Below are 16,682 nucleotides of genomic sequence, written 5' to 3'. Positions count from 1 at the left end.
TCTTTATATCCTATCATAGGAATTTACATTTCGCAAGAGGTTTATCGGTACAAAAAGTGTACAAAAAGTGTGTAAAAATGGGACCCTTACCGCAATTCTATATGCCGCAAAAGTCCCATTTTCTAATTTTTTCACTATTCTGCCGGAAGATACGATTCATACAAATCCAAAAGCTCATACGCCCGATCCCGCGTCGAATTTGCCAGCGACGCCGTGTACTCGACATTTTCCATCGTGCCGCCCTTGTAGCGCTCCGCCGCCTGTTTCGCCGCCGTATCACGTTCCCGGATCCATCTGCGTTCCCGACCACGCAGCGTGTCTGTCTCCTCGTCTGGAAGCACCGCCATGATTGCCTGATAAATCTGATTTAATTCGGCATCCCAGAGCCGGTACTCATACGCGACCGCCTCCCGCATCGCGTCGGTCGTATTCGCACTTCCCGAATTTTCCAGGTTTTGAATCGTATTCTCGATCTCGCCCAGCCGGTTCCGGTAATCTTCCGCTGTCCGGTCCGAGCCTGCACCTGTCCCGGAGGACGCGCCTCGCGCAGGAGATACAATTCCATTTTCAACCGGGGACACAACCGCCCCTGTATTCACAGAATGATCCGACTCATCGCCCGCGCTCTGCTTCTCTGCCGCCTTAGCAGCCGCCCGATTATCTGCACGTTTTTCCTTTTGTTCACCTAAAGACTGGACAGAAACATCTCCTTCCGCCTGCATACAGGCTCTATCTTCTGTCCCCACGCTTTCCACATGCGCCATTTTTTTAGAAGATGGCTCCGGCGCATCCTCCGCCAGACCATTTTCCGCTGCTTCCGCCGCAAATGGTTCCGCCTCATACATCACCTCCGGTCCGACCGTCAGGCTTCTCTCACTTCCCGCCTGCTCCCGGATATAACGCCGCGTTGCCGCCGTCGTCACAATCCCCAGCACCAGAATCAGACCGAGGGCAGCGATCATTCCTTTATTTTTCAAATTACTCTCAACCGCCTTTGCTATTCCTGTTCACTTGATAATTTTAAAATAGCACATTTAAGACGGTTTGAAAATAGATGATCGAAAGATGTAAACATATCGTAAGGGTTGTTATAGTAACTGCTCACAGGTAGGAATTTTCTGAACTGAAAATTCCGTACAATACAGTTCCGAATGCAGATTTTGCCGATTTAGAATGCGAAGCATCGGCAAAATCCTGTTACTGGGCACACATGTGTGAGCTGTAACGAGCTATACCCCCGGATCCACCATCAGCTCGTCCCCATCCGCCGCCGAAGTAGCCAAAAAGTCACATCTCTCATTCTCCGGATGCCCATTATGCCCCTTCACCCAGAAAAACGAAATCTGATGGGGTTCCTTGGCAGCGAGCAGGCGCTTCCATAGATCTACATTCTTAACCTCCTCATTTTTGCCGCGTTTCCAGCCCTTTTTGATCCAACCCTCGATCCAGTGCTGGTTAAAAGCGTTGACGAGATACTGGGAATCTGAATAGAGTTCGATCTCGCAGGGGCGGTTGAGCGCCTCGAGACCGGCGATAGCTGCCATCAGCTCCATACGGTTGTTCGTAGTTCGTTTGTAGCCGCCGGAAATCTCTTTCGTGTGCAGTTTTCCTGCCGGATCTACATAGTGAATGACGGTTCCAAATCCGCCCGGACCATCTGGATTGCCGCGGGCGGCGCCGTCTGTGTATATAGTTACTTTCAAGTCAGAAATCTCCTTTATGTCTATTATTGAAGCTTAGCGGTCCCACTTATCGCAGAGCGAGTTGATCTGGTCGGCAAAACGTGCTAAATCTTTGTTCGCCCCGCCCTCGTTATGCATAACAACACGGCGCAGGCGGTCGCAGGCTGCCAGCAGGCGGGCAAATACACCAGCCGCTTTCTTCGTTGCTTCGTTCACTGCCGGTTTCTGAATCGGAATACCCTTCGTAACAGTCACGAAGCATCCCTCTTTCAGGTCGTAGGAACTGCCGGAGAACGGAGCCATCGCATTGATGCCGTAAGTTTCCTTGACCGTCTCTGCAAATGCATCGCACACTGTGTCATCGCCGTGTACCACGAAGACCTGGGACGGTTTTTCCATAAAACTGCCAACCCACTCCAAAAGCCCGGTCTCGTCCGCATGGCCGCTGATGCCCTCGATCTTCTCGATCCGTGCTTTGACCTCGATCGACTCACCGAACAGCTTCACTTCCTCGCGTCCCTCAATAATGCTGCGTCCCAGTGTGCCGACTGCCTGATAGCCAGCAAACAAAATCGTACACTCCGGTCTCCAGAGGTTGTGTTTCAGATGATGGCGGATACGGCCCGCATCACACATGCCGGCTGCCGAGATGATAACCTTCGGTTCCTCGTTGAAGTTGATTGCAACGGAATCGCTGCTGGTGATCGAGAGATGCAGACCCGGGAAAGAAATCGGATTGATGCCCTTTTTTACCAGCTCCTTCGTCTCTTCATTGTAGCAATCCATCATATTGTCCTTGAACACGCCGGTCGCTTCCACCGCCATCGGGCTGTCTAAGTAAACCGGAAATACGCCGTGCCCGGTTACAAGATTTTTCTCCTTGATAATACGGATGTAATTTAACACTTCCTGCGTTCTGCCGACCGCAAATGCCGGGATCACGACATTGCCGCCCTTATCCAGCGTCTCCTGAATCACGCGGGCAAATTCTTCCACGTGATCGCCTGTATTCTTGTGGAACCGACCGCCGTAAGTACTCTCCATGACAACATAATCCGCCTGACGGATGTACTGCGGGCTGCGGATGAGCGGCTTGTTTTTGTTACCGATATCACCTGAAAATACAATCTTCTTGGAACAATCGTCTTCCTTCATCCAGATCTCGATCGAAGCCGAACCAAGCAGATGTCCCACATCGACAAACCGAATCTCCAGATTGTCATTCAGACGGATAATCTCATTGTAATTGCAGGGGACAAAGTGATGCAGTACCCCTTCTGCATCGTTCATCGTGTAAATCGGTGTCACCTCCGGTTTTCCGGCACGCATGGCTTTCCGGTTTTTCCACTCCGCTTCTGACTCCTGGATATGGGCGCAATCTTTCAGCATGATATCACACAGATCGCAGGTCGCGCGCGTCGCCATAATCTGTCCGCGGAATCCCCTCGCATAGATAAGTGGAAGCAATCCCACATGATCGATATGGGCGTGCGTCACCAACACATAGTCCACATCCGAATACGGAATCGGAAGTTCTGCATTTTCATACTTGTTGATCCCCTGTTCCATACCGCAGTCAATCAGAATATTCAGCCCGCATGCCTCCAGAAAATGACAGCTGCCTGTAACCTCATGATCCGCACCGATAAATGTAAGCCTCATAAAATCAGCCCCCTGTTCTGTCGTTTATGTTTCCGCATACCCCTTGCGGAAAGTGTTTTTGCTATTAGCTTCATTATAACTGATTTCTGACAATTTTGCAATTTCCCCGATAAAGTTTCGATAAAATTTTCATAAAATCACCTTATCTGTCCCACATTCCCATTCCAGACAACGCACCATTTTCCCAACAAGAGCCAGACCTATTCTATTATATAATAATACAGATCATCCCCCCATTGCTGTCATTGATGATTTTCTGCAGCGTATCCTGCAGCTTCACCTGGCAGTCCTCAGTGAGCTGGGAGATCTTCGCCTGAATCCCATCATCGACGATCTGGGCGATTGATTTTCCAAAAATATTGGTTTCCCAGATGCCTTCCTCACCTTTTCCAGCATTCTCCCGGATGTATCGGATCAAATCCTCTGCCTGCTGTTCATTTCCCACAATCGGCGCGATCTCAGTCTCAATCTGCGCCTTGATGAGATTGATGGACGGCGCCTGCGCTTTCATTTTGACTCCATATTTATTGCCGTGGCGCACCACCTGCGGCTCATCGAGAACGATCTCCCCGCGTTCCGGCGTGACAACCCCATAGCCCTTCTTGCGTGCCTGCGTGAGCGCCACGGATGCCTTTTCATACTCGCTCTGCATCGACGCCAACCGCTTCAAGGTCTGCATCAGCTGGTACTCGCCCTCGATCGGCATTCCCACATACTCGCTGAGGATCTGATAATAATGTCCGTCGTCCAGCTCGACCACCGCCTGAACGCTGCCATCATCCATTTTCATTGATACAATCCGGATCCGGCGGATCGCTTCCCCGGTTTCCTCCGGCAGCGCCAACGCCACATCGCGCATATGTACCGTCCGATCCATCATCCCCCGAACTGCCTGTATGACCTCCGATTTAAGCCAATGGCTGTTTGGCAGAATCTCCAGCCATTTCGGAATCGAAAAATCGATCTCCGTGACCGGAAATTCCAGAAGCACCTGCCCCAGAATCTCCCGGATATCCTCGGCGCGCAGCTGCTCACAGTTGACTGGGAGCACCTGCACCTCATATTTTTCGGTCATCCGGGCTGCCAGCGCCCGCGTCTCCTCCGAATATGGTTTCTGCGAGTTTAAAAGCACCAGAAACGGCTTTCCCAGTTTTTTCAGTTCCTGCACGGTCTTCTCTTCCGCCGGAACATAATTCTCCCGTTTCAACTCCCCGAAACTGCCGTCCGCCGTAACCACAAGCCCGATCGTCGAATGATCCGTGATGACCTTGCGCGTTCCCAGCTCGGCTGCCGCTGTAAATGGGATCTCCTCCTCATACCACGGCGTCCGCACCATGCGTTCTTTCTCGTTTTCAATATGACCGGCAGCGCCCTCCACCATGAAACCGACGCAGTCGATCAGGCGGACCCGCACCTCCACACCGTCCCCAAGCGAGAGCTTTGCCGCCTCTTTAGGGATAAATTTCGGTTCCGTTGTCATGATCGTTTTCCCCGCCGAAGACTGGGGAAGTTCATCCCGGGCGCGCTCGCGGGCATGGACATCTTCCAGCCCCGGAAGGACGAGAAGTTCCATAAAGCGCTTAATAAAGGTCGATTTCCCTGTCCGAACCGGACCAACCACCCCAATATAGATCTCGCCGCCGGTTCGCGCCTGGATATCGCTGTATACATTAAAATGATCCATAAAAATACCCCCTTGGTCTGCTGATACAATGTATTCAGACCATAAGGGGGTTATGAATATTCCCATTTGGAAAGCTCCGGCTCACAGAACATTTTTATTCGCTCAGATAAGCCTTCTTCACTCTCTCATTATTCATCAGTTCTTTCGCATCACCGCTCAGAACGATATTGCCCGTCTCAAGCACATATGCTTTGTTGGAAATGGAGAGCGCTTTTTTCGCATTCTGCTCGACCAGAAGAACGGTCACTCCGTCCTTGTTGATTTCCTGGATAATATCGAAAATCTCATTAACATAGAGTGGGGACAGACCCATCGACGGCTCGTCGAGAACGATCAGGCGCGGGTGGCTCATGAGGGCGCGTCCCATCGCAAGCATCTGCTGCTCGCCGCCGGACAAAGTTCCGGCAAGCTGGTTCTTGCGCTCTTTCAGACGCGGGAAACGCTTGTAAATCATTTCGATCGTATCTTCAATTTCCTTCTTGTCATTTCTTGTATACGCACCCATTTTCAGGTTCTGGAGAACCGTCAGGGAAGCGAACACACGGCGCCCCTCCGGCACGTGGGCGATTCCCATTGATACCAGCTTATAGCCCGGTACATGGGTAATATCCGTTCCCTCAAATGTGATATTGCCTGCCTTGGACGGCAGCAGACCCGTGATCGTGTGAAGCGTCGTCGTCTTTCCGGCTCCGTTGGCACCGATCAGCGCTACCACATCGCCCTGTTCTACCTCAAAGGAAATTCCCTTGAGTGCCTGTATCACACCATAATATACCTGTAAATCTTTTACTTCCAGCATTGACATACGAAACTTCCCCCTATTCTCCCAGATATGCTTTGATAACTTCTGGATTGCTAAGTACTTCGCTGGTCGGTCCCTCTGCCAGCATATGACCGAAGTTTAAGACCGTCAGGCGCTCGCAGATACCGGAGACCAGCTTCATATCATGCTCAATGAGAAGTACGGTCATATCAAAATGATCGCGCACGAAACGGATCGTCTTCATCAGCTCTGCCGTCTCATTCGGGTTCATGCCGGCTGCCGGCTCGTCAAGAAGCAGAAGCTTCGGCTCGGTCGCCAGCGCTCTGGCGATCTCCAGCTTTCTCTGCTTGCCGTATGGGAGGTTCGATGCCTTATAATCAAACTCTTTGTCGAGGTCAAACACCTTCAAAAGCTCCATTGCGCGCTCATCCATCTCTTTCTCAACCTTGTAATAGGACGGAAGACGCAGAATGCCGCTCAGCGTAGAATATTTATGATGGTTGTGAAGACCAACCTTTACATTGTCAAGCACGCTCAGCTCCTTGAACAGACGGATATTCTGGAAGGTTCTCGCGATGCCTGCCTGATTGATCTGGATTGCCTTGTGACCGGTAATGTCCTTTCCATCCAGCAGAATCCGTCCGCCATCCGGCTTGTACACGCCCGTCAAAAGATTGAAAATAGTCGTTTTACCAGCGCCGTTCGGTCCGATCAGTCCGTAGAGCTGTCCTTTTTCTATCGTGATGCTGAAATCATCGACCGCTTTCAGACCGCCAAAAGAAATACTTAAATTTTTTACATCCAGCATTGCCATGATTTACGCCTCCCCTTCTGTCTTCTTTTTCCGGAATGATGAAAAGATGCGCTCGCGGACCTCGATCGCCTTCGGGCTGGAGGTCAAAAGCATCATTACAATCAAGACGATCGCGTAAATCAGCATACGGTAATTATTGAGGCTTCGAAGCATCTCCGGAAGCAGGGTTAAGATAACCGCCGCGATCATGGAACCACGGATATTTCCGATGCCGCCCAGAACCACAAATACAAGGATCATAATGGACATATTATAACCGAAGCTCTTCGGGGTCGCTGCCAGCGTTGCCAGGTTGTGTGCGTACAGCACGCCTGCCACACCGGCTAAGGAAGCAGAGATGGTAAATGCCATCAGTTTGTATTTCGTGATATTGATACCTACGGACTCTGCCGCAATACGGTTATCGCGGATCGCCATGATCGCACGGCCTGTCCGGGAATTGATGATATTCAATACAATAAACAGGGTCAGGAGTACCAGGATAATGCCGATCGTAAAGGTCGCCGTCTTCGGTGTACCTGTGATACCCTGTGCACCCTTGATGATCACCTGACCGTCCGCTGCCAGCTTTAAGGAAGCTACATCTTTCATGGAAACGTGGATTCCGTTTCCGTCGATGCCGACGTACAGAACATTGATAATATTTTTAACGATCTCACCGAATGCCAGCGTTACAATCGCCAGATAGTCTCCTTTCAGACGCAGAACCGGAATACCGATGAGGATACCAAATACCGCTGCTACCGCCGCACCGACAAAGAGCGCCAGAATGAAGCGTACCTGGTTGCTTGCGATCAGATTTTTCATGGCATGATTAAAAAATGCACCTGAAAACGCACCCGCACACATGAATCCGGCATGACCCAGACTCAGCTCACCGAGGATACCAACCGTGAGGTTTAAGGAAACCGCCAAAATCGTATAGGTACAAAGTGGAACCAGAATACCCTTTAAAAGACTGTTTACATGGCCGCCTGCCATCATAATCTGAATCAGAATGTAACAGCCGATTACAATCGCATATGTGATCGCATTCTGAATCCGAATTTTATTTTTATATGCATTCATTTTAAACACCTGCACTTTCTCTTGCTTATTGCAGTTCATGCACCATCTTGTTTTCACACGGCACTTTCCGTTTCAAAAGTCCCCGGCATGAACCATCGTATAATTTTCTCTATTATACTTTCTCCGTCATCTTCTTGCCGAGAATACCGGTCGGGCGGACCAGAAGCACGATAATCAGGACAGAGAATACGATCGCGTCAGAAAGCTGGGAGGAAATATACGCCTTGGCAAGGTTTTCAATGATACCAAGCAGGATACCGCCGATAAATGCGCCCGGGATCGAACCGATACCGCCAAATACCGCTGCCACGAATGCCTTGATACCCGGCATGGAACCGGTGTACGGAGACAGGGACGGGTACGCCGAGCAGAGCAGCACGCCTGCTACTGCCGCCAGAGCGGAACCAATCGCAAAGGTTACGGAGATCGTGCGGTTTACATTGATACCCATCAAGGTTGCCGCACCGCGATCCTCAGAAACCGCCAGCATCGCCTGTCCCATTTTCGTCTTATTGATAAATGCCATCAGGGCAGCCATAATCACGATACAGCTTAAAATCGTCACGATCGTGACACTGGAGATCGAAAGCTTGCCACCAGCCAGCTTTAATGCCGGTACAGTAATAACTGATGTAAACTGTCTCGCATTGGAACCAAAAATCAGAAGCGCCACGTTCTGGAGCAGATAACTGACACCGATCGCGGTGATCAGAACTGCCAGCGGGGACGCGTCACGCAACGGTCTGTATGCAACTCGCTCGATGGTAACGCCCAGCACTGTACACACAACCACCGAAGCCAGAATACCCACAACCGGAGAACCGCCCATCGTTGTGACAATCGTAAACACTGTGAAACCGCCTACCATGATGATATCGCCGTGTGCGAAGTTCAGCATACGCGCGATGCCATAAACCATGGTGTAGCCCAGTGCAATGATCGCATAGACACTTCCCAGACTGATGCCATTGATTAAATAAGAAAGAAAACTCATATGTATACACCTACCTCTTTGTTTCTACGTTTTCGCATTTCCCTGTACACGCATTTCGCTGCACATGTTTACCTGTGACCGAATTTAGCAGAACAAACATGACCGTCTCGCAGTCCGCAGAAAGCAAACACCCTGTCGTCGTCGCAGGCAAGCATGTGCAGTGAACCGTTTTAAAAAGAAAGCTGTTACTAAATGCCCGGCAGCCATCTGTGCCGCCGGACATCCAGTAACAGTCCCATCAGAGCTACATACATATAGCCGCAACGGTTCTGAAGTTTTTAAATTTTTAATTACTGCATCATCTCATATTTGCCGTCTTTGATCTCTACAGCTTTCGGCGCTTTCTGCGGCTCGCCTTCTGCCGTCCAGTGCATCTCTGTACCGGTCAGACCATCGATCTGGATCTCAGTCATAGCTGTTTTCAGTGCATCGCAGATATCGGAAGTGCTCATATCCGGTGTGATCTCTGCCTTCTCTGCAGCTGCCTTAATTGCATATACGCCGTCGTAAGCATCTGCTGCGAACTGAAGCGGGTCGATGCCGTAAGCATCACGATAAGCAGTTACGAAGTCCTGGCTGGACTCCTCGTATACGGAGAACGGAGTCAGAAGCATCAGACCTTCTGCTAAGGACTTATCAAAGCCATCAACGCTCAGGATACCGTCCATACCATCACAGCCGAAGAACTGCGGGTGGAAATCTTTATCGTTTGCCTGTTTCAGGATAACAGATGCCTCCTGATAGTAGATCGGCAGGAATACCAGATCAGCGCCGGACTCTTTTGCTTTATCAAGCTGTACGGAGAAATCGGTATTGTTATCAGATGTAAATGCCTCGCTGGCTACTACCTCCAGACCCTGATTCGGAGCCTCTGCTACGAAGGACTCGCGGATACCATCGGAGTATTCGCTGGAGCTGTCGTAGATGATAGCGATCTTAGTTGCCAGTTTGTGCTCGCCGATGTACTGAGCGGATGCACGTCCCTGATCCGGGTCAGAATAGCATACGCGGAATGCGTTGTCGCCGGAAATACTCTCAACAGCAGATCCGGACGGAGTCAGCTGGAACAGGTTATCTGCTGTTGTCTCTGCTACAACTGCGATACACGGCTTGGAAGTAACGGTGCCAAGAAGCATCTGCATGTTCCAGTCTTTTAAGGTATTATATGCGTTGATCGCCTTCTCCGGATCATTCTCATCATCCTGGAAGTTGAACGCTACCTGGTAACCATTGATACCGCCAGCCTCGTTGATCTCATTGATTGCCAGCTCAGTACCATTCTTTACAGCCTCGCCGTAAGCGCCAGCCGCGCCGGTGATCGGTCCGATGCCGCCGATTTTAAATACTTCGCCGTCAGCTCCCTCTGCGCCCTGTGCGTCTTCTGCTGCTGATTCAGAAGTGCTCGCATTTCCAGAGCCACCGCAAGCGGTCATAGACATCGCCATCATGGCTGCAAGTCCAAGACTAACTACTCTTTTTTTCATAATATTCTCCTCCAATTCTATGCTGCAATGGAATACAACAACTATTTGAATGAGGCAATTATAAATTTTACCCCTCTAATTGTCAATACAAAAACCACTTAAAAAAGAGGGAATTTAGCGGATTTTCGTTTTTTTTCGCTAAATTCTCTCTTTTCCAGATCTCGTAGTTATATTAAGTATTCTTACAGGTTATAGCAAACACTTTTATAAGCTTTTGTCCACCTGACGTGGACACCTGCATTTTCCAGAAAAACATAGTAGATCTCATTGCTATTATTCTGAATTATATCACTCAAATTCAGAATAATGACTGCCGTCTGAATTATCCCTTCCATGGAAGATCGCTCGATTCAATCCGCGGATCACGCATCATCAGATCCGCCAGCGCCTCTTTCGGAGATTTCCCGTCAAACAACACCTGGTTGACCTGGGAAACAATCGGCATATCGCAGCCGTATTTCTGTGCCAGCAGAAGGCCGGCTTTCGCAGAATAAACGCCCTCGACAACCATCTGCACTTCCTTCATCGCCTCATCCATCGTGTATCCCTTTCCAATCAGGATACCCGCCCGGCGGTTGCGGCTGTGCATGCTCGCACAGGTTACGATCAAATCACCGATGCCGGATAATCCGTAGAAGGTCTGCTGTTTTCCGCCCATTGCAATACCCAGACGGGCAATCTCCGCAATTCCGCGGGTGATCAGCGCCGCCTTCGTGTTATCGCCGCATCCCAGCCCATCCGCTGTACCGGCTGCCAGCGCAATGACATTTTTAAGAGCCGCACCAATTTCCACGCCCAGCATGTCCGGGCTGGTGTAAATGCGGAACACCGGACTCATGAACACACTCTGCATGAACTCGGCAGTCTTTTTGCGGTGCGCTGCTGCCACACAGGTAGTCGGAAGTCCCCGGCTCACCTCCTCGGCATGGCTCGGTCCGGAAAGGACGGCTACCTCCGCCAGCGGAAGTTCCTCCTCGATGACCTGTGACATCGTCATAAGACTCTGCTCCTCGATTCCCTTCGCCACATCCACGACAATCTGACCGTAACGCAGATATTCCTTCATCTTCGCCGCCGTACTGCGGACATAGACGGACGGAACCGCCATAATCAGCATATCCTTCTCCGCCATCGCAGTGCGCAGATCAGCTGTCATCTGGATCGGATCCGGAAGTACAACCTCCGGCAGATTTTTGTGCCGTCTGGTGCGGCTCATTTCCTGGATCTCTGTATCAAATGCGGACCAGATTGTCACATCCTGCCCATTATTGTTCAGAAGCACCGCCAGGGCTGTGCCCCAGGTTCCGGCTCCGATAATTCCTACTGCTGCCATCCTGATACCTCCCGACCTGCTTTTCTCTCTTCTTCTCTCATGATTTCTTCGCGCCCAGTTTATTTTCTGTGCCGGACAACAGACGCCCAATATTGCTCCGATGGCGCCAGATCGCCATGCACATCAGAATCGCGCCCAGCGTATAAAACTGGATGCGGTTCGGCATGCTTACCCGGTAGGAACCCATGCTCTCAAAGATCACAAGCTCTGCAAAAAAAGTGATCGACACCAGAATCGAACCAAGCGATACATAGCGGGTCAGGAACACCGTCACGGAGAAAATCACGAAACAGGTCAGCGTAATCCGCAGATCCATCGCAGTCATAATGCCTGCCATACAGGCAATTCCCTTGCCGCCCTTGAATTTCAGGTAAAACGGAAAATTGTGGCCGAGTGTAACTCCCAGTCCCGCATACAGTGCAAGGAGATCCACCTCCTCATTTCCCTTGAACAACAGGCGGCAGACTGCCATCGCAAGCACCGCCTTGAAAAAATCCCCTAAAAATACGATCGCGCCCGCTTTCTTTCCCATCACACGCAGGACGTTCGTAGAACCGGCATTTCCGCTGCCGTATTGGCGGATATCCATATGATTCACCCTTCCATACAGATAGCCGGACTGGATCAGACCAAAGATATAGCCGATCACAATACAGATGAGACGTTCCATTATTGATCCTTCCCCTTTCTCTCGCGGATCAGGAATTTTAAGGACGTTCCCTTGAATCCGAATGCGTCACGGATCTTGTTCTCGAGATACCGTGTATATGAAAAATGCATCAGTTCCTTATCATTGACAAACACCACGAATGTCGGCGGTTTGACCGCTACCTGTGTCATATAGTAGATCTTTAAACGCTTACCCTTGTCAGACGGCGGCTGCTGCAGTGCCACTGCCTCTGCCAGGATCTCATTGAGAACGCCGGTTGCAATACGCAGCGTCTGATTTTCGCGCACCATGTCAATCATCTCAAACAGCTTGTTCATACGCTGTCCGGTCAGTGCAGATACGAACACGAACTCCGCATACGGAATAAAGGACAGAACGGTCTTAATCTTATTGGTGTACTCGTAAATAGTCTTATCGGTCTTATCGATCGCATCCCATTTATTTACCACGATGATAATACCTTTTCCGCGCTCATGTGCGATACCGGCAATCTTTGCATCCTGCTCGGTTACTCCCTCTTTTGCGTCGATGACCATCAGAACCACATCGGCTCTCTCAACCGCCGTTACGGTACGGATGATGCTGTAGCGCTCCAGCTCCTCCTTGATCTTGCTCTTGCGGCGCAGACCTGCCGTATCGATAAAGACATACTCGGTACCGTTGCGGACAATCTCTGTATCGACTGCATCGCGGGTCGTACCGGCGATATCCGATACGATGACGCGGTTCTCGCCCAGAAGCTTATTTATAATAGAAGATTTACCTACGTTTGGTTTTCCGACAATCGCCACTCTCGGACGGTCATCCTCTTCCTCGTCGCCGCTTCCCTCCGGGAAATGTGCCACGACTGCATCCAGCAGATCGCCCAGTCCCAGACGAGAGGCTGCCGAGATCGCTACCGGATCACCGATACCGAGGTTGTAGAACTCATAGACGTCATTGCCAAATTTCGCCGGATTGTCTACTTTATTGACCGCCAGAACAACCGGTTTTCTCGATTTACGCAGCATATCCGCCACCTTGGAATCCGAATCGGTCATGCCCTGACGCACATCTACGATAAACAGGATCACATCCGCCGTCGCGATCGCGATCTCCGCCTGCTCACGCATCTGGGACAGGATAATATCCTTCGTATCCGGCTCGATACCGCCAGTATCGATCAGGGTAAAAGAATGGTCTAACCAGGTACAGTCCGCGTAAATACGGTCACGCGTTACACCTGGAGTATCTTTTACAATCGAAATCATATCGCCCGCAAGGACGTTGAAAAGGGTGGATTTTCCCACGTTTGGGCGTCCAACGACCGCCACCACCGGTTTCTTTTTCATATTTATGCCTCCATTTATTCATGCTCCGCAGCTGGTTTGTAAATCCACAGCTGCTATTTTTATTATCCAGTTACTTGTTTCATTCATTGTGATGCATTTCACATCCAGACGCATTCTTTCTGTGTGTCTGAGAGCACGTTTTCCACTGTATTTCCAGCCATCACGTTTCTTTCTCATCCTCCAGGTCTGAGTCTTCCCTTTCAAAACAAACGCCTTCGTCCGGAGCATCCTCGTCTAGGTCTTCCGGCTCATATGCGTACACCTGTACGCCATCCAGATCTTCTTCCTGCCAGTTATCATCCATCTGAGCGACAAATTCCTCCGGATCCGGCTCATACTCGCCATGCCTGGAGCTTTCCTCCTTCACAGGAGCCAGAATTGCTTCCACAAAATCACGTCCGCTTGATTTTACAATATCCACCGGAACTTGTAAAGCATTTTGTACATCCGTGCGGGTCAGATCATCCAGAAATGTCTCTTCGCCGCTTCGGAACATGGCGCTTGGAAGCAGCAGGCGGCTGCCAAGCGGCTGTTCCTTTAACTGTGCAATCAGATCCTTTGCCGTGATCAGCCCCGCCACCGTGATCCGCTCACCAAAGAAGTCATTGCGGATCGCATATACATGTACCTTTTTCCCCGGGAACTGGCGGCACACGCGCTCTACATACTGCTCAATATACGGAGCAGCCAGCCGTCCCGTTGCAATCGAAATCTCCTCCGGACACACCTCGCCAGCCTCTCCCGGATGCAGCTGCTCCAGCGCCTCGGCTATCTCCTCTTCCATCAGGCGAATCATGCCGACCCCATTTTCCAGCTGGATATAGCCATCATAGCGATCCGCTTCCGGAAGCGGGCGCCCGGCGCCCATGTAAAACTCATCGCTGGCGTGAATGAAGTGAATACCGTGTTCCGCATAGATCTTCTTCTGCCATTTCTCTATCAAATCAATGGTATCGCCCAACTGCTCCGGTGTAAACGGCTCAAGCGGATACAGACCATCGCGGTACTTCGAGAGACCGACCGGCACGACCGAAACACTCTGCATCGCCGGAATGTATTTCGTCAGATCACGGATCGAACGGTCTAACTCCGCCCCGTCATTGACGCCCCGGCATAAAACGATCTGACCATTCATCGGGATATCCGCCTCATACAGGCGGTCGATTTTCTGAAGCGCCTCACCGGCAAAGCGGTTATGAAGCATCTTGCAGCGCAGCTCCGGATTTGTCGTCTGCACTGAAATATTGATCGGCGCCAGCTTAAACCGGATAATCCGCTCAATATCCTTATCCTTCATATTCGTCAGCGTGATATAGTTGCCCTGCAGGAACGAAAGTCTGGAATCATCGTCCTTAAAATACAGTGTCTCACGCATGCCCGGCGGCATCTGGTCGATGAAACAGAAGATGCACTTATTCCTGCAGGAACGATAATCGCTCATCAGACCATTTTCAAAGGTAATCCCCAGATCCTGATACTCATTTACGATATCCAGTTCCCACTCCTCGCCGTTCTTCTTGCGGACCAGCAGCGTAATCTCCTCACTGTTTATCTTATATTCATAATCAAAAATATCCTCTATCTCATCTCCATCGATCGTCAGAAGGACGTCCCCCGGCTCCAGCTCCATTTCCTCCGCAATCGAGCCCGGATCGACCGATTTTATCAGATGACCTTTTTTCATTTATAAAATCCTCATTTCAAATATTTTTAAACCCTAAGAATCCAGTATTATATTAACAGTAATCAGCTTTTTTGTAAAGTTGTGCTTCCGATTCGCAGATGTGGATTTTTGGGGAAGCACGCCAAATATTTGATTTTTTTTGTAATTTTCTCATTTGCTATTGACGTTTCTTATCATAAAATGGTATAAAGTAGTTGTATTATGTCCTGCAAATGGCAGACAAACTTGTACGCTCTGCCCGCATGCATCGAAGGACCTACACTGTTTGGAGGTATAATCATGTCGAATGACTACGTGTTTAATGACACGCTTCCGGTTGCGCCGCTTAAAATTGCCGCACTGGAGAGCTGCCGGGATCTGGCTGAGAAAGTCAACTCCCACATTATCAATTTCCGCCGCAACGATATTGAAGTCCTGAAAAAACGTCAGGAAAATTTACAGTACCGCGGCTATGATGCTGATTCCTACATGCTTGACTGCGCGTGCCCGCGTTTCGGAAGCGGTGAAGCAAAAGGCATCGTCAATGAGTCTGTCCGTGGTACCGATATTTACGCCATGGTCGATGTAACCAACTACAGCCTGACCTACAAAATGAGCGGATTTACCAATCATATGTCCCCGGACGACCATTATCAGGATTTAAAACGTATCATCGGCGCATCCATTGCTACCGCACATCGTGTCAATGTTATCATGCCGTTCTTATATGAAGGACGCCAGCACAAGCGCAGCGGTCGTGAATCCCTTGACTGCGCGATGATGCTCGAAGAACTGATTCAGATGGGCGTAAGCAACATCATTACCTTCGATGCACATGACCCGCGTGTACAGAACTCCATTCCGTTAAGCGGTTTTGATAATTTCATGCCGACCTACCAGTTTATCAAGGCATTACTGAACCATGACAAAACCTTAAAGATCGACAAGGACAACCTGATGGTTATCAGCCCGGACGAAGGCGCTATGTCCCGCGCCGTATATCTGGCAAACAACCTGGGTGTTGACATGGGTATGTTCTACAAACGCCGCGATTACTCCCGTGTTGTCAATGGACGTAACCCGATCGTTGCCCATGAGTTCTTAGGTTCTTCCGTTGAAGGAAAGACCGTTCTCATCATCGATGACATGATCTCCTCCGGCGAGAGCATGCTGGACACCTGCCGCGCCCTCAAAGAGCGCAAGGCAAAACGCGTCGTTGTATGCGCTACCTTCGGTCTGTTCACCAACGGACTTGAGAAATTCGACGAATTTTTCGCAAAAGGTTACCTCGACTGCGTTGTAACCACCAACTTAAACTACCACACGCCGGAACTTCTTAAACGTGACTGGTATGTAGAAGCTGATATGAGCAAGTTTATCGCTGCAATTATCAACTCCCTGAACCATAACGTATCTCTGGAGAACGCACTGACACCGACGGCGAAGATCCAGAAGCTGATTAAGCGATATAACGAAGGGAAAATGTAATGAGAATTGACGGCTGATAAACGGCTGGAAATTTCAAAAAACTCCT

At 50.1% G+C, this 16,682-nt stretch carries 14 protein-coding genes; 1 reads left to right on the top strand and 13 read right to left on the bottom strand.

Annotated features, from left to right (window positions below; translation table 11 throughout):
* Positions 1-134: 134 nt before the first annotated feature.
* The 13 genes from DWV73_RS01725 to DWV73_RS01665 form a co-directional block, all read right to left on the bottom strand.
* Positions 135-977, bottom strand: a complete 843-nt coding sequence (locus DWV73_RS01725; RefSeq protein WP_117795320.1) for a lysozyme inhibitor LprI family protein — start codon at positions 975-977, stop codon at positions 135-137.
* Positions 978-1,229: 252 nt separating this feature from the next.
* Positions 1,230-1,703, bottom strand: a complete 474-nt coding sequence (gene rnhA / locus DWV73_RS01720) for a ribonuclease HI (protein WP_022359619.1) — start codon at positions 1,701-1,703, stop codon at positions 1,230-1,232.
* 33 nt (positions 1,704-1,736) lie between these two features.
* Positions 1,737-3,344, bottom strand: coding sequence for an MBL fold metallo-hydrolase (locus DWV73_RS01715; RefSeq protein WP_117795317.1), 1,608 nt, complete (start codon positions 3,342-3,344; stop codon positions 1,737-1,739).
* A gap of 208 nt (positions 3,345-3,552) precedes the next feature.
* Positions 3,553-5,028, bottom strand: coding sequence for a stage IV sporulation protein A (gene spoIVA, locus DWV73_RS01710; protein WP_106999830.1), 1,476 nt, complete (start codon positions 5,026-5,028; stop codon positions 3,553-3,555).
* 94 nt (positions 5,029-5,122) lie between these two features.
* On the bottom strand, positions 5,123-5,833 hold the full coding sequence (locus DWV73_RS01705) for an ABC transporter ATP-binding protein (protein WP_022359704.1): 711 nt from the start codon (positions 5,831-5,833) through the stop codon (positions 5,123-5,125).
* Positions 5,834-5,846: 13 nt separating this feature from the next.
* Positions 5,847-6,605, bottom strand: coding sequence for an ABC transporter ATP-binding protein (locus DWV73_RS01700; RefSeq protein WP_022359705.1), 759 nt, complete (start codon positions 6,603-6,605; stop codon positions 5,847-5,849).
* 3 nt (positions 6,606-6,608) lie between these two features.
* Complete coding sequence (locus tag DWV73_RS01695) at positions 6,609-7,673, bottom strand: branched-chain amino acid ABC transporter permease (RefSeq protein WP_117795315.1); 1,065 nt, start codon at positions 7,671-7,673, stop codon at positions 6,609-6,611.
* A 112-nt stretch (positions 7,674-7,785) separates the two neighbouring features.
* A complete protein-coding gene (locus DWV73_RS01690) occupies positions 7,786-8,667 on the bottom strand; it encodes a branched-chain amino acid ABC transporter permease (RefSeq protein WP_117795313.1) in 882 nt (293 codons plus the stop codon).
* 290 nt (positions 8,668-8,957) lie between these two features.
* Positions 8,958-10,151 carry an ABC transporter substrate-binding protein gene (locus DWV73_RS01685; protein WP_117795311.1) on the bottom strand — a complete coding sequence of 398 codons (1,194 nt, stop codon included), beginning with the start codon at positions 10,149-10,151 and terminating at the stop codon, positions 8,958-8,960.
* Between the two features lie 322 nt (positions 10,152-10,473).
* Entirely contained in the window at positions 10,474-11,484 is a 1,011-nt protein-coding gene (locus DWV73_RS01680; RefSeq protein WP_106999827.1) for an NAD(P)H-dependent glycerol-3-phosphate dehydrogenase, read from the bottom strand.
* Between the two features lie 37 nt (positions 11,485-11,521).
* The gene (gene plsY / locus DWV73_RS01675) at positions 11,522-12,154 is read right to left on the bottom strand and encodes a glycerol-3-phosphate 1-O-acyltransferase PlsY (RefSeq protein WP_117795309.1); all 633 of its coding nucleotides are present in this window, start codon (positions 12,152-12,154) and stop codon (positions 11,522-11,524) included.
* Positions 12,154-13,485: a ribosome biogenesis GTPase Der gene (gene der, locus DWV73_RS01670; RefSeq protein ID WP_117795307.1), complete on the bottom strand. Its 1,332-nt coding sequence runs from the start codon at positions 13,483-13,485 to the stop codon at positions 12,154-12,156. Before der ends, plsY begins: the two co-directional genes overlap by 1 nt.
* Positions 13,486-13,645: 160 nt before the next feature.
* Positions 13,646-15,169, bottom strand: coding sequence for a DUF512 domain-containing protein (locus DWV73_RS01665; protein ID WP_117795305.1), 1,524 nt, complete (start codon positions 15,167-15,169; stop codon positions 13,646-13,648).
* Between the two features lie 279 nt (positions 15,170-15,448).
* Here DWV73_RS01665 and DWV73_RS01660 point away from each other — a divergent pair, with 279 nt between their 5' ends.
* On the top strand, positions 15,449-16,636 hold the full coding sequence (locus tag DWV73_RS01660) for a ribose-phosphate pyrophosphokinase (RefSeq protein WP_117795303.1): 1,188 nt from the start codon (positions 15,449-15,451) through the stop codon (positions 16,634-16,636).
* Positions 16,637-16,682 lie beyond the last annotated feature (46 nt).

This window comes from Clostridium sp. AF12-41 (assembly GCF_003461685.1).
In the GTDB taxonomy this organism is placed as follows: Bacteria; Bacillota; Clostridia; order Lachnospirales; family Lachnospiraceae; genus Otoolea; species Otoolea fessa.
Note: the sequence above shows the minus strand (reverse complement) of the source record. Positions and strands in the feature narration are given on the sequence as shown.

What these genes read in the sequence shown, in the direction of transcription:
- spoIVA (WP_106999830.1), bottom strand. Translation starts at nt 5,028, where the DNA reads ATGGATCATTTTAATGTATACAGCGATATCCAGGCGCGAACCGGCGGC.
- DWV73_RS01690 (WP_117795313.1), bottom strand. Translation starts at nt 8,667, where the DNA reads ATGAGTTTTCTTTCTTATTTAATCAATGGCATCAGTCTGGGAAGTGTC.
- DWV73_RS01715 (WP_117795317.1), bottom strand. Translation starts at nt 3,344, where the DNA reads ATGAGGCTTACATTTATCGGTGCGGATCATGAGGTTACAGGCAGCTGT.
- DWV73_RS01665 (WP_117795305.1), bottom strand. Translation starts at nt 15,169, where the DNA reads ATGAAAAAAGGTCATCTGATAAAATCGGTCGATCCGGGCTCGATTGCG.
- DWV73_RS01700 (WP_022359705.1), bottom strand. Translation starts at nt 6,605, where the DNA reads ATGGCAATGCTGGATGTAAAAAATTTAAGTATTTCTTTTGGCGGTCTG.
- DWV73_RS01660 (WP_117795303.1), top strand. Translation starts at nt 15,449, where the DNA reads ATGTCGAATGACTACGTGTTTAATGACACGCTTCCGGTTGCGCCGCTT.
- DWV73_RS01685 (WP_117795311.1), bottom strand. Translation starts at nt 10,151, where the DNA reads ATGAAAAAAAGAGTAGTTAGTCTTGGACTTGCAGCCATGATGGCGATG.
- der (WP_117795307.1), bottom strand. Translation starts at nt 13,485, where the DNA reads ATGAAAAAGAAACCGGTGGTGGCGGTCGTTGGACGCCCAAACGTGGGA.
- DWV73_RS01695 (WP_117795315.1), bottom strand. Translation starts at nt 7,673, where the DNA reads ATGAATGCATATAAAAATAAAATTCGGATTCAGAATGCGATCACATAT.
- DWV73_RS01680 (WP_106999827.1), bottom strand. Translation starts at nt 11,484, where the DNA reads ATGGCAGCAGTAGGAATTATCGGAGCCGGAACCTGGGGCACAGCCCTG.
- plsY (WP_117795309.1), bottom strand. Translation starts at nt 12,154, where the DNA reads ATGGAACGTCTCATCTGTATTGTGATCGGCTATATCTTTGGTCTGATC.
- DWV73_RS01705 (WP_022359704.1), bottom strand. Translation starts at nt 5,833, where the DNA reads ATGTCAATGCTGGAAGTAAAAGATTTACAGGTATATTATGGTGTGATA.